The sequence below is a fragment of the Rothia sp. (in: high G+C Gram-positive bacteria) genome, from assembly GCF_015265375.1.
Classification (GTDB): domain Bacteria; phylum Actinomycetota; class Actinomycetes; order Actinomycetales; family Micrococcaceae; genus Rothia.
Genome location: NZ_JABZXW010000024.1, coordinates 19,652 through 31,492, shown reverse-complemented (window position 1 = coordinate 31,492; position 11,841 = coordinate 19,652). Strand labels below are relative to the sequence as shown.

Sequence of the window (11,841 nt, the reverse complement as noted above, 5' to 3'; positions counted from 1 at the left end):
CCCGCCCCGAGTTCGCACCGGATGCGGACCGTCTGCTCTTCACCGGTGAGCACATCTTCCCCTGGTACTACGAGGAGGACCCCTCGCTGCGTCCGCTGGCTGAGGTTGCTAACCTGCTGGCTGAGAAGAAGGACTGGGGTCGCCTGTACGACCACGCACAGCTGCACAAGAACGAGGTTCCCGTGGTGGCTGCGGCGTACAACCCGGATGTGTACGTGGACTTTGAGCACTCCATGGAGACCGCTCGCTGGGTCGGTAACACCCACGTGTGGACTTCGAAGACCCACCACCACGACGGTTTCGGTTCTGACTCGCTGACCATTCTGGGTCACCTGAAGAACATGCTGGCTGAGGTTCACAACCAGTAATTCTTCTGAAATATCTCTGATATAGCTAAAGCCCCTCACCCCGGTTGATCCGGTGTGAGGGGCTTTAGTGTTGAGGCTTTAGCCTAGTGAAGCTGCAAGCTCAGTAGCTCAAACTACTTGGAGGAAGAGTGCGCATCCTGCGCGGTGCGGGCACGCATCACGAGGGCGTGGTACTCGTCTTCCTTCTCGATCAGCTCTTCACGCAGCTTCTGCGGAATGGCGTTGAGCTTCTCGGTTTCCTTCTGCCAGCGGGCGGTGATGTCCGCACGCTCGGCAGCGGATGCATCCTCGGGCAGTGCCAGGTACTTCTCGGAGAGCGCCTGCACGCGCTGGATGGTCTGCAGTGCGCGGCCCTTGGGGCTGAGCAGCGAAGCAAGCACGGTAATAACCAGGACGCTCACGATGACCAGCAGCGACATTTCGGTGGTAATCTCCACAACGTGCACGGGCTCGCCGTGGTTAATGAACGGCAGGTTGTTCTCGTGCATTGCATGCAGGATGAGCTTCACACCAATGAACGCGAGGATGGTCGCCAGGCCGTAGGACAGGTAGACGAGGCGGTCCAGCAGACCGTCAATCAGGAAGTACAGCTGGCGCAGACCCATGAGGGAGAACGCAGTCGCGGTGAACACAATGTAGACGGACTGGGTAAGACCGAAGATCGCGGGGATCGAGTCGAGCGCGAAGAGCAGGTCGGAGCCCGCGATTGCGACCATGACGAGCATCATGGGGGTCATGACGCGCTTGCCGTTTTCGAGGGTGAAGAGCTTGTCGCCGTCGAAGTGGTCGCTGGTCTTCAGGTACTTCTTGGCGAGGCGAACCATGATGTTGTCGGCTTCGTCGTCGCCGTCGCCTTCGGTGAGTTCGTCCTTGAGCAGGTTACCTGCGGTCATGAGCAGGACCAGGCCGAAGATGTAGAACACCCAGGCGAAGGAGTTGATAATCGCTGCGCCGGCGAAGATGAAGGTGCCGCGCGCCAGGATTGCGAAGACGATACCGAAGAGCAGGACCTTCTGCTGATTCTCACGGGCAACACGGAAGGTGCCCATAATGATCATGAAGACGAAGAGGTTATCAACCGAGAGAGCTTCTTCGGTGATGTAGCCTGCATAGAATTCGGTGGCGGCGGTCGGGCCGTTCGTCACGAAAATATACAGACCAAACAGCAGCGCGATACCGATGTAAATACTCGACCAAATGGCCGCTTCCTTAACGGAGGGTTCGTGCGCCTTACGAACGTGGAACACGAAGTCGAAGGCCAACAGACCCGCGATGATGAGAATAGTAACCAACCATTGCAACCCGGTAACTTCCATGGGGAGCCTTTCTTGTGGTGTGCGTACAGGACCACAAGTCTCTCCCGCCGACCTGAATGGAGGTCGGCTCGATTCACCGGTTAGGCGCCTTCGGCTAACGTGCTGACGATGAGTCGATTGGTGGGATACTCCCTTGCTCGGTGAACGATTATACCTTAGGGTTCATGATTCTATGAAGGTTCAGTGGAGTTTTTATCTTTCTGGCGGTTATTAGGTGGTGTGAAGGGTACCGAATCGCCGGTATTGATAGGGTGCAGAAGGTTGTACCCGCGCAGTAGGCATGCCTCCGCACGCACGAAGAGGGGCCCGAAGTGGTACCGCTCCGAGCCCCTCCCTCAGTGAAGAGCCTCCGCGGTTTAGAGCCCGCGGTATGGGTTTAGACGTTCAGCTCACGCAAACGTGCTACAAGCTGCTCGCCCAGGTCAGCACCTGCAGAACGAGCAATATCTTCGGTGCCCGGCATACTCAATGCGCCGTACACGTAAACGGGTTCTGCCCACTTCATGCTGGAAAATGCCGCAGTATTCTGCAGGGGATTGAAGATTTCGGGGAAGTTGTTCGGCAGCTTCTCCGCATAGATTTCTGCGTTTGCACCGGCGCTTGCGGCGACTACGAGGGTCTTACCCGCCAGCTTATCGCCGTCACTACCGTAGGCGAATCCGTAGGTGAAGACCTCATCCAGCCACTGCTTAAGCAGCGCGGGAACCGAGTACCAGAAGACGGGGAACTGCAGAACGATAACGTCCGCTTCCACGAGAGCCTGCTGTTCTGCGGCGATATCAAATGAACCATTGACGCGGTGGGTCGCGATTTCGCGCACCTCTACGTTTTCTCCCAGGGCCTCGGTGACAACACGGAGAGCTTCAGCGTTGGCAGTCGAGGATTCGGGAGTGGGGTGACCGTAGACGATAAGAGCCTTAGACATTTGTCTTCCTTTCTGGATTTTTCTTGCGGTGTTCCGCTTGATGGTTTTATAGTATCCATTAGAAACCGGGTACCTCAAGGTAACTATTGGGGACTTCGAGAAAATATTTGAAAATATTTTTCGCACCCCTCGCCGCACCCATAAAACAGCAAAACAGCCCCTCAACAGATTGATTAGACAACAGCCATGACCACCACCGCACTCCCCCGCACCCCGCAGGACGACCTACCCGCCAATATTCTCGCCAGCAGGTGCCCCTCCCGCACCGTCATGCGTCACCTCACCGACCGGTGGACCCCGTTCATCGTTGCGGCGCTCTCCGAGCAGCCCGTCGCCCGATTCGGTGAGCTCAAGGCGATGATTCAGGGCGTCTCCCCCAAGGTCCTCACCCAGACCCTGCGCTCCATGGAACGCGACGGCCTCGTGGAGCGCCGGGTTACCGCCTCCATTCCGCCGCGCGTGGACTATGAACTGACCGCACTCGGTACGACCCTCATTGAGCCGATGACCGCCCTGCGCCACTGGGCACAGGACAATATGCAGGCGGTGCTCGAAGCCCGCGAGCGCTACGACGCAGCCGAACTAGAGAACGGCGAGCTAGAGAACAGCGAGCTATAGCGCAGCGTGCCGCTCCTAGCCCACATAAAAGTAGCCCTCCCGGTGAGTACTTATGAGTACATACCGGGAGGGCTACTTCTTCATTCAGTTAAGACAGCTGTTTAGGAGACCATATTGAAGGTCGGCGGGGTAAACGCAATCGCGTTCACCTGCTTGCTCGTATCAAGCTTGCCGTTCTCACGAATCGTCGGGACGGTAATGACCGCCTCGAACTGGTACATGCCTTCCATGAGCTTATTGCCGCGCAACGCAAAACGCGCGGAGATGCCGGTCGCCCGGTCATTCACGCTCGACGCAAACGGGATAACCTGACCCTGAACGGTCTGGGTCTTGCCGCTGCGGGTCATGACGGTTGCTACACCGGTCGGGTCAGTCGTGAAGACCTGACGGTCAATGATCTCACCCTCGGGCGAGAAGAGGTAAATGTCCATGGACGGGTGCAGGTGCGTGGTGCCGGTCGTCGCCTCCAGTGCAGAGACATTGTAGGTCATCACGAACTCACCACAGTTCAGGTTCAGGTCACCATCGGTGCCGTGAGTCGCCTCGTACACGGACATGAGGCGGATTGTCGCGGGGTTCGGGGAGGTTGCATTCTCCATGGACCACCACGCCTGACCGGTCTCCGGCGCAGTCACGGGCTTGTTCTTGGTGCGCGACTGCAGGGCGCCACTGGCGGGGTTGGTAATCATCCAGCCGCCGACCTGGGTGAAGTCCGGGCCCTTGACAGCCTTGCAGTCATCAGCCGAAGCAGCGAATGCGGGCACCGCCGTGGAGGCGGCAATAGCGGGCACAGCCCAAAGCGCGCCGCGGGTGAGGTTGCGGCGGGTAACGGAACGAGCTCCCGTAGTGTGTGCGTCTGAAGAGTTATTTGAAATAGTCACAGATTTTTCTTTATTACTCGGAAGCATCAAGGTGTTATTTGACACGTAAAACACTTTGATAGTGTACAACATCTATCTGCACTCAGTAGAAGTTCATGAGCAATGAATTATCTCATGGCGAAAAACCCAAGTCGAACCCCTAAACACACGGTTTAGGCGTGACCCGCCTCCTTCATCAGACGCAGCTCCTTCTTCAAATCGGCAAGCTCATCACGCAGACGCGCCGCCAACTCAAATTGCAGGTTCTCCGCCGCCACGCGCATCTGCTCGTTCATCGGCTCAATCAAATCCAGCAAATCCTCCGCGGGTGCCGCCGCCAGGCCGTCAGCGCGAACGCGCGCCTCGGCACGGGCGAGCAGCTCCTCCGACTCGGGGGTGCTCGTGGCAATCTTCGAAGCCGTCGAAGAGCCCGTCTTCACGGTGCGAGCACCCTTCTTACCGCTCTTGCGCTGCTGCAGAAGCTCGCGGGTGTCCTCTTCCTCGCGGGCGAGCACATCCGTAATATCGGCAATCTTCTTACGCAGCGGCTGCGGGTCAATGCCGTGTTCGCGGTTGTAGGCCTGCTGAATCTCGCGGCGGCGGTTCGTCTCATCAATCGCCACGCGCATCGAGTCCGTAATCTTATCGGCGTACATGTGCACCTGACCGGACACGTTACGCGCCGCACGACCAATCGTCTGAATCAGCGAGGTGGTCGAACGCAGGAAGCCTTCCTTATCGGCATCCAGAATCGCAACCAGCGAGACCTCGGGCAGGTCCAGGCCCTCACGGAGCAGGTTAATACCGACCAGCACATCGAAGGTGCCCAAGCGCAGTTCGCGCAGAAGCTCCACGCGGCGCAGGGTGTCAACGTCAGAGTGCAGGTACTGCACCTTCACGCCGTGCTGCAGCAGGTACTCGGTCAGGTCCTCCGCCATGCGCTTGGTGAGGGTCGTAACCAGCACACGCTCGTCACGCTCAACGCGCACGCGAATCTCCTCGAGCAGATCATCAATCTGACCCTTGGTCGGCTTGACCACAATCTCCGGGTCAATCAGACCGGTCGGGCGAATAATCTGCTCCACATAACCATCAGCCTGCGACAGCTCATACTTGCCGGGGGTCGCCGAAAGGTAAATCGTCTGACCGATGCGCTCCAGGAACTCCTCCCACTTCAGCGGGCGGTTATCCATCGCCGAGGGCAGGCGGAAACCGTGCTCCACCAGGGTGCGCTTACGAGACATATCGCCCTCGTACATGGCACCAATCTGCGGAACCGTCACATGCGACTCATCAATAATCAGCAGGAAATCATCCGGGAAATAATCCAGCAGACAGTTCGGGGCACTACCGGGAGCACGACCGTCAATATGGCGCGAGTAGTTCTCAATGCCATTGCAGAAGCCCATCTGCTCCATCATTTCCAGGTCATAGGTGGTGCGCATACGCAGGCGCTGCGCCTCCAGCAGCTTGCCCTGGGATTCGAGGGTCTGCAGGCGCTCACGCAGCTCATCCTCAATGGAGGTAATAGCCTTCGCCATGCGCTCGGCGCCGGCAACGTAGTGGCTTGCGGGGAAGACGTACATCTCTTCTTCCTCGCGAATCACCTCTCCGGTCAGCGGGTGCAGGGTGTAAATCGCCTCAATCTCATCACCGAAGAACTCAACGCGGATCGCGTTCTCCTCGTACATGGGGATGATTTCGACGGTATCGCCGCGCACACGGAACGTGCCGCGGTGAAAGTCCATGTCATTACGCGCGTACTGCATCGCCACGAACTGGCGCAGCAGCTCGTCGCGGTCAATCTCCTCACCGCAACGCAGAGTCACCATCTGCTCAATGTACTCCTCGGGCGTACCCAGACCGTAAATGCAGGACACGGTCGAAACCACCACCACGTCGCGGCGAGTCAGCAGGGAGTTCGTCGCCGAGTGGCGCAGACGCTCCACCTCCTCATTGATGGAGGAGTCCTTCTCAATGAACGTATCGGTCTGCGGCACGTACGCCTCAGGCTGGTAGTAGTCGTAGTAGGAGACGAAATACTCCACCGCATTATTCGGTAGCAGCTCGCGCAGCTCATTCGCCAGCTGCGCCGCCAGAGTCTTATTCTGCACGAGCACCAGAGTCGGACGCTGCACCGCCTCAATCAGCCAGGCTGCGGTCGCGGACTTACCGGTACCGGTAGCGCCCATCAGCACAATGTCTTTCTCGCCGTTCTGCACGCGCTCGGTGAGCTCGGCGATCGCCTTCGGCTGGTCGCCGGCAGGCTGGAAGGGGCTGACCACTTCAAAGGGGGCAACAACACGGTTGATCTGGGGTGCGTAACTCATGTATCCATCCTAGGGGAAAGCCGCCCCATACGCCCCCGGATTGGTCGCCCTTTTCTGCTGGCGCAATAGTCTGGCGTAACTACCGACGCAGCACCGAGGCAATAGCCTGGCGTGAAAGTGCCCAAGTTCATAAAAGAGAAAGCGCAAAAGATAAGGGGCGTTCGAGCGGTTTATGTGCGCCACCAGGTAGGAACTAAACAGTAGCGTTTTCCCGCGTAATTCCCGCGCAATAACGGCGTACTTACGGGGGTTCCCACTCCCCCGCCCACACCGCGGCGCAGGCACGCCGAGCCACAAAAGATAAGGGATAAAACATAAAGACTTATGACGAGTATTCCGCACCCCTATCCTTTGCCTCGTTGACGCGGCTCACATATGTTTAGAGCGCACACACGCAGACAGAACGGACCATAAGAGCGCACGGAAGGACTCCATGAGCACGACCACGGAGACAGCCTCAAAGTCATCTGCAAAAGAACCCGCGGAGGCGAACCCGGAGGCGAACCCCACCGGCACACCCGCCGCCACCCCAGCGGCCAAGAACGAACGCCGCCGCTCGCTCTTCACCTCCTCCTACCCGGTCATTATGCTCATCGCCCTCGCCATTCTTGTGGGCGTCACCTACCTCTCCCTGGTCACCGGCCGCTACCCCGTCACCCTCGACGAGCTCTTCCGCATCCTCGGCAAGAACTGGTTCGGTATGGACCTGAAGGTCTACAAGCCCGCCGAAAACATGCTGCTCACGGTGCGCATTCCGCGCCTGCTAGCAGCTGGACTGATTGGTGCCGCCCTGGCTATTGCGGGTGCTACCTTCCAGGCGGTCTTCCGCAACCCGCTGGTCTCCCCGTACCTGCTGGGTGTTTCTCAGGGTGCATCCGTTGGTGCCGCAACCGCCATTCTGCTGGGTGTGGGTACCAGCCTCGCCATTCAGGGTTCTGCCCTGGCCGGCGGCCTGGCTGCCGTGTTGCTGACAGTCACCATCCCTCGTCTGCTACGTAACGAATCCACCCTGATGCTCGTGCTCTCAGGCGTGATTGTGGGTGGCTTCGGTACCGCGGCTCTGGGCGCGCTGAAGTTCATTGCAAACCCTGAAACCCAGCTGGCTCAGATTGTGTTCTGGCAGATGGGCTCCCTGCAGGACGTGCGTGCCAATGCACTCACCCAGTTCGCTCTCGTGGCTGGCCCCTGCATCCTGCTGTTGCTGGCGATGCGCTGGCGCGTGAATATCCTGTCGCTCGGCGACGACGAGGCACGCACTCTCGGCATTAACCTGACCCGTACCCGCGGCGTCACCATTCTGCTGGCCACCCTGATTACCGCAACCAGCGTGTGCATTGGCGGCCCGATTTCCTGGGTTGGTCTGGTCATTCCGCACCTGTGCCGTCTGCTGGTCGGTAGCGATACCACTAAGCTCATGCCGCTGTCCATCCTGATGGGTGCTTCGTTCATGATGTTCGTCGACACCCTGGCTCGCAGCCTTACCAGCGCAGAGGTTCCGCTGAGCGTTCTGACCGGTTTCATCGGCACGCCGCTGTACGTGGCACTGCTGCTGCTTGGAAAGGTTCGGGTGAAGTAATGTCTCCTTCCATTTCCGATGCTCGGCACGCCGCGGATGCGAGCGCAGAGGTTCTGCTACGCCTGGACGATGCGGGGTTCCGCTACGGTCACCGGGGCGAGCGCATCAAGCACCGCCGCGCGGGCCTGCACCGCTCAAGTCACCGTTCCGACCGCTGGATTTTCCGCAACGTGAACCTGATGGTGCACCGCGGCGAGGTGCTCGCCATTCTGGGTCGCAACGGCGTGGGTAAGTCCACCCTGTTGAACTCCCTCATTGGCTTGCATTCGCTCACCGAGGGCACCGTTCACCTGGGCGGCGAGCCGCTGGATTCCCTAACCCCGACCGAGCGTGCCCGCCGCATCGCTTACCTTCCGCAGATGGAGGGCAGCGGCATCTCCTACACCGTGACCGAGTACCTGCTGATGGGTCGCGCACCCTATATCGGGTTGTTCTCTTCGCCCTCACGCCGTGACCGTGAGCAGGTGCAAACCGTGATGGAGGAACTCGACCTGCTGGATCTAGCACATTCCCCGCTGGATCTGCTGTCCGGCGGTCAGCGTCAGCAGGTGGGTATCGCCCGAACCCTGGTTCAGGACGCCCCACTCATCGTTTTGGACGAGCCGACCAGCGCCCTGGATGTGGCGAATCAGGCGAAGGTTCTGCGGAAGATTCGGCAGCTACGCGACGCCGGGTACGGGGTTATTTTCACGACCCACAACCCGGATCATGCACTCATGCTGGATGCGATCGTTGCCCTGCTCGGCGCGCATGACGCAACCGAAGCGCCCGTCCCGAAGGATTCATTAGTTTCGAAGGACGCGCCAGCTCAGCTTTTGACGGGCCGCGCCTCCGAGGTGCTCACGAGCAAGGTTCTCTCACGCACCTTCAATACCGACCTGACGGTGACTTATTCCCCCGAGCTGGGTCGTTCCAGCGTGCACATGACGAGCCTCGATACCTGAGAATCCGCAACCCCTAGTCTTCCGGTGGTGGTTCGGACTGGACACAAAAGATGCGGTAGAGGTGCCGCATCCGCTGTGGCGGCGCGTCCCTAGAGCGCCGCTTCTCCGAACCGCCTCCGGGTTATTCACCCACCGTCTCGACACAGAAAGACACACCATGAAGATCACGAAGTTCCACACCGGCATTGCCCTGACCACTTCCCTGCTGCTGGCTGCCCTGACCGGTTGCGGTGCCGCGAACACCGCCTCCTCCTCGGCTTCTAGCTCGACCTCCGTTTCGGCTTCGACTAGTTCTGCAAAGAAGCACACCAGCTTCTTCGTGAAGGATAACGGCGACGGCACCAAGGTCATTAAGGACATTGACGGCAAGGAAGTTACCGTCCCCACCAACCCGGAGCGCATCGCTGACCTGTGGCACGCAAACAACCAGGTGGTTCTGCTGCTGGGCGGTGCCGAGAAGCTGGTGTCCACCACAACGAACGTGAAGTCCCTGGCGTGGTTCAAGCAGGTGTACCCCGGTATTGAAAAGGTTGATGCGCCGGTGAAGGGCACCGACGTGAACATGGAACAGCTGCTTGCCGATAAGCCGGAGGTGCTGCTCGCCTCGTCGAAGGATCAGATTGCGAAGGCAACTGAGGCGGGTATCCCGGCGGTGCACGTGGAGTTCCAGAACTTCGCGGACCTGAAGCGCACCGTTGAGCTGACCGCTGAGGTTATTGGCACCGATGAGGCGATTGAGCGTGCCGAGAAGTACCTGGCGTACCTGGAGAAGAACGAGAACCTCATCAAGGAGCGCCTGAAGGACGTCACTGACGCCCCGAAGGTTCTGCACATTGCGGGCGGTTCTGACCTGACGAAGGTGGACGGCTCAAACTCCCTGATTGGTGAGTGGATGAAGCTTTCGGGCGCGAAGAACTCCCTGGACGGCGTGGAGAATTTGAAGAATATTTCTCTGGAGCAGATTATTGCCTCGCAGCCGGAGTACATCATCATTGGTGGCGCGGATGCACAGAAGGGTGTCGACGCTATCAAGGCTGACGCAGCGTGGGCTGACGTTCCTGCGGTGAAGAACGGCAAGATTATTAAGAACCCGGTCGGCACCTTCAACTGGGACCGCTACTCCGCTGAGGAAGCGCTGCAGATTCTGTGGGCGGCTAAGCTGTTCCACCCCGAGAAGTTCTCCGATGTTGACCTGGTCAAGGAGACCCGCGAGTTCTACTCGACCTTCTACGGCTACAACCTGACCGAGGATGAGGCGCAACGCATCATCAACGGCCAGGGCCCGGCAACCAACTAATCGGGTAGCTAGCTAATCTGGCAACTAGCTAATCTGGCAACTAGCTAATCCGGCTGGGTAACCCGAAACTGGGTAATCTGGCGGCCGGTTCATACATTCAATAAATACCGCCTGGGACCGTGCATAACGCATGGTTCCGGGCGGTATTTTATTGGTTCGCAGTGTTAGTTGGCCGCAGCGTTAGCGCACCTCCACGGTGGCTCCCGCGAGGCTCATCAGCGCCCGGTTCGTCAGCGGAAGATACCCGTTCAGGGCGCTCAAAATCAGCTGCATGGTGCGCTCTTCATCCTCCACGCTCAACCCGCGCGGAATACCCACGCCGGGCACGCAGATGCGCTGCTTGTACAGGTCAATGACCGCGCACACGGTACGGTTCGGCACACCCAACACGGGCAGCATGCCGCGGTGGTTGACGGTGCGCAGACCCTCGCCGACCACGGCGGCGGTGCGGATATCCGGGCGGATACTCCCCTCAAATCGGGAGGCGCTCGCACCGTTCGCAAAAGCCGCCGGGTCGGGGATACTGTTCGGCACCGCGCTCTTCTCGTTCAGCGCCGCCAGCAGCGGCTCACCCACGGCGGCGGTGACCGCCACGTAGCGTACCTGCCGGTCCATGGCGTTGAGGAAGTCCAGTTCCGCGTACTCCTCCACGCGGTAGTTCTCGACCAGGCCCGCCTCACCCGATCCGGTTTCTTCCACGGTTCGGGTGATGACTTCCTCATCGTAGAAGCTTGCCACGCACACCTGCGGGGCGCCGCGCTCAATGCGGGCGCGGCATTGGTAATCGTCGTCGAGCAGCCAGAGGGACAGCTCGTAGCCGTCGGGCACATCGCGCACACCGGTTGCGAGGAGCACCTCACTGCCGTCCAGGTGGAAGGGTTCCCAGCCTGCCGGTTCGAACGCGTTGAGGGCACCGTCCAGGGCGGGGTTGCAGGATCCGAGGCTCGGCGCCTGCTCGGCAGGGGTGAATGCCTCGGTGGAGGGCATGGCGATGGTGAGCCCGCGCATCCTGCCGGCAAGGCAGAGTTCAATCGCCATGAGCAGGTGGCCCGCACCTTTGCGGCTGAGCGCGGGGCTCTGCACCAGGTGCGCCACGCCGGAGTTGTCCAGGCTGAGGTGTTCGCCGACTCCGCGGGCGGCGTTGGAGTAGCGGTTGTGCAAGCGCACCAGTTCGTCAATGGGCAGGGCACGACCCACGGTGCCGAACGCCTGGGCGATAGCCTGAACGTGTTCGGGGAAGACGCGGCAGAGCCTTCCGAGCTGGCGGGCGAACTCTGCAGGACGCTGCGTGAGCACGCCCAGCAGGGTGCCGAGGTTCTGCTGGCGGTAGGCGTTGAGTAGCTGGGCGACGGTGGCGGGTTCGAGCTGTTCGGCTACGCCCCTCTTGGGGAGGCGCGCTCCCCCGCGGTTGAGGGTTGCGGTACCGCCGCGGCTGCCCGCGGAGAACTCCGGTGAGTTTTTGCCTGCTTGTTCGCTTGTTTGTTCTCGGTAGGTTCCCGACTGCGTCACGTTTTCACGACCTTGCGCTCTTCAGAGCGTTCGTTAGCTGATTCTTCGTAAGGTGACGGGCGGGGCTCAGCGCCTACCGGCAGATGGTTCGTGCACAC

Annotated in this window: 9 protein-coding genes and 1 pseudogene; 5 read left to right on the top strand and 5 right to left on the bottom strand. The window is 59.9% G+C overall.

Annotated elements, in window-relative coordinates:
- Positions 1-368 (top strand): annotated as a pseudogene (locus tag HXO69_RS04680) (prolyl aminopeptidase); the annotation flags it as partial.
- A gap of 113 nt (positions 369-481) precedes the next feature.
- Here the strand turns inward: HXO69_RS04680 and HXO69_RS04675 are convergent.
- A complete protein-coding gene (locus tag HXO69_RS04675) occupies positions 482-1,684 on the bottom strand; it encodes a TerC family protein (RefSeq protein ID WP_296545611.1) in 1,203 nt (400 codons plus the stop codon).
- A gap of 376 nt (positions 1,685-2,060) precedes the next feature.
- Positions 2,061-2,609, bottom strand: coding sequence for an NAD(P)H-dependent oxidoreductase (locus tag HXO69_RS04670; RefSeq protein ID WP_296545610.1), 549 nt, complete (start codon positions 2,607-2,609; stop codon positions 2,061-2,063).
- Positions 2,610-2,795: 186 nt separating this feature from the next.
- Between HXO69_RS04670 and HXO69_RS04665 the strand changes: the two genes are divergently transcribed.
- Complete coding sequence (locus tag HXO69_RS04665; protein ID WP_296545608.1) at positions 2,796-3,227, top strand: helix-turn-helix domain-containing protein; 432 nt, start codon at positions 2,796-2,798, stop codon at positions 3,225-3,227.
- Between the two features lie 101 nt (positions 3,228-3,328).
- On the opposite strand, the gene HXO69_RS04660 is transcribed toward HXO69_RS04665, so the two are convergent.
- Both HXO69_RS04660 and uvrB read right to left on the bottom strand, forming a co-directional pair.
- Positions 3,329-4,108: an ornithinee aminotransferase gene (locus HXO69_RS04660; protein WP_296545607.1), complete on the bottom strand. Its 780-nt coding sequence runs from the start codon at positions 4,106-4,108 to the stop codon at positions 3,329-3,331.
- 152 nt (positions 4,109-4,260) lie between these two features.
- A complete protein-coding gene (gene uvrB, locus HXO69_RS04655; protein ID WP_296545605.1) occupies positions 4,261-6,417 on the bottom strand; it encodes an excinuclease ABC subunit UvrB in 2,157 nt (718 codons plus the stop codon).
- 433 nt (positions 6,418-6,850) lie between these two features.
- On the opposite strand from uvrB, the gene HXO69_RS04650 reads away from it, so the two are divergent.
- The 3 genes from HXO69_RS04650 to HXO69_RS04640 all read left to right on the top strand — a co-directional run bounded on the left by HXO69_RS04650 (position 6,851) and on the right by HXO69_RS04640 (position 10,234).
- Positions 6,851-7,993, top strand: coding sequence for an iron ABC transporter permease (locus HXO69_RS04650; protein WP_296545603.1), 1,143 nt, complete (start codon positions 6,851-6,853; stop codon positions 7,991-7,993).
- Positions 7,993-8,937 carry an ABC transporter ATP-binding protein gene (locus HXO69_RS04645; RefSeq protein ID WP_296545601.1) on the top strand — a complete coding sequence of 315 codons (945 nt, stop codon included), beginning with the start codon at positions 7,993-7,995 and terminating at the stop codon, positions 8,935-8,937. The genes HXO69_RS04650 and HXO69_RS04645 overlap by 1 nt, the downstream gene beginning before the upstream one ends.
- A 157-nt stretch (positions 8,938-9,094) precedes the next feature.
- Positions 9,095-10,234 (top strand): ABC transporter substrate-binding protein, encoded by a 1,140-nt coding sequence (locus tag HXO69_RS04640; protein ID WP_296545600.1) that lies wholly within the window; start codon positions 9,095-9,097, stop codon positions 10,232-10,234.
- Between the two features lie 180 nt (positions 10,235-10,414).
- On the opposite strand, the gene HXO69_RS04635 is transcribed toward HXO69_RS04640, so the two are convergent.
- Positions 10,415-11,743, bottom strand: coding sequence for a 2-oxoglutarate dehydrogenase (locus tag HXO69_RS04635; RefSeq protein ID WP_296545598.1), 1,329 nt, complete (start codon positions 11,741-11,743; stop codon positions 10,415-10,417).
- Positions 11,744-11,841 lie beyond the last annotated feature (98 nt).

What these genes read in the sequence shown, in the direction of transcription:
- HXO69_RS04675 (WP_296545611.1), bottom strand. Translation starts at nt 1,684, where the DNA reads ATGGAAGTTACCGGGTTGCAATGGTTGGTTACTATTCTCATCATCGCG.
- HXO69_RS04670 (WP_296545610.1), bottom strand. Translation starts at nt 2,609, where the DNA reads ATGTCTAAGGCTCTTATCGTCTACGGTCACCCCACTCCCGAATCCTCG.
- HXO69_RS04665 (WP_296545608.1), top strand. Translation starts at nt 2,796, where the DNA reads ATGACCACCACCGCACTCCCCCGCACCCCGCAGGACGACCTACCCGCC.
- uvrB (WP_296545605.1), bottom strand. Translation starts at nt 6,417, where the DNA reads ATGAGTTACGCACCCCAGATCAACCGTGTTGTTGCCCCCTTTGAAGTG.
- HXO69_RS04650 (WP_296545603.1), top strand. Translation starts at nt 6,851, where the DNA reads ATGAGCACGACCACGGAGACAGCCTCAAAGTCATCTGCAAAAGAACCC.
- HXO69_RS04645 (WP_296545601.1), top strand. Translation starts at nt 7,993, where the DNA reads ATGTCTCCTTCCATTTCCGATGCTCGGCACGCCGCGGATGCGAGCGCA.
- HXO69_RS04640 (WP_296545600.1), top strand. Translation starts at nt 9,095, where the DNA reads ATGAAGATCACGAAGTTCCACACCGGCATTGCCCTGACCACTTCCCTG.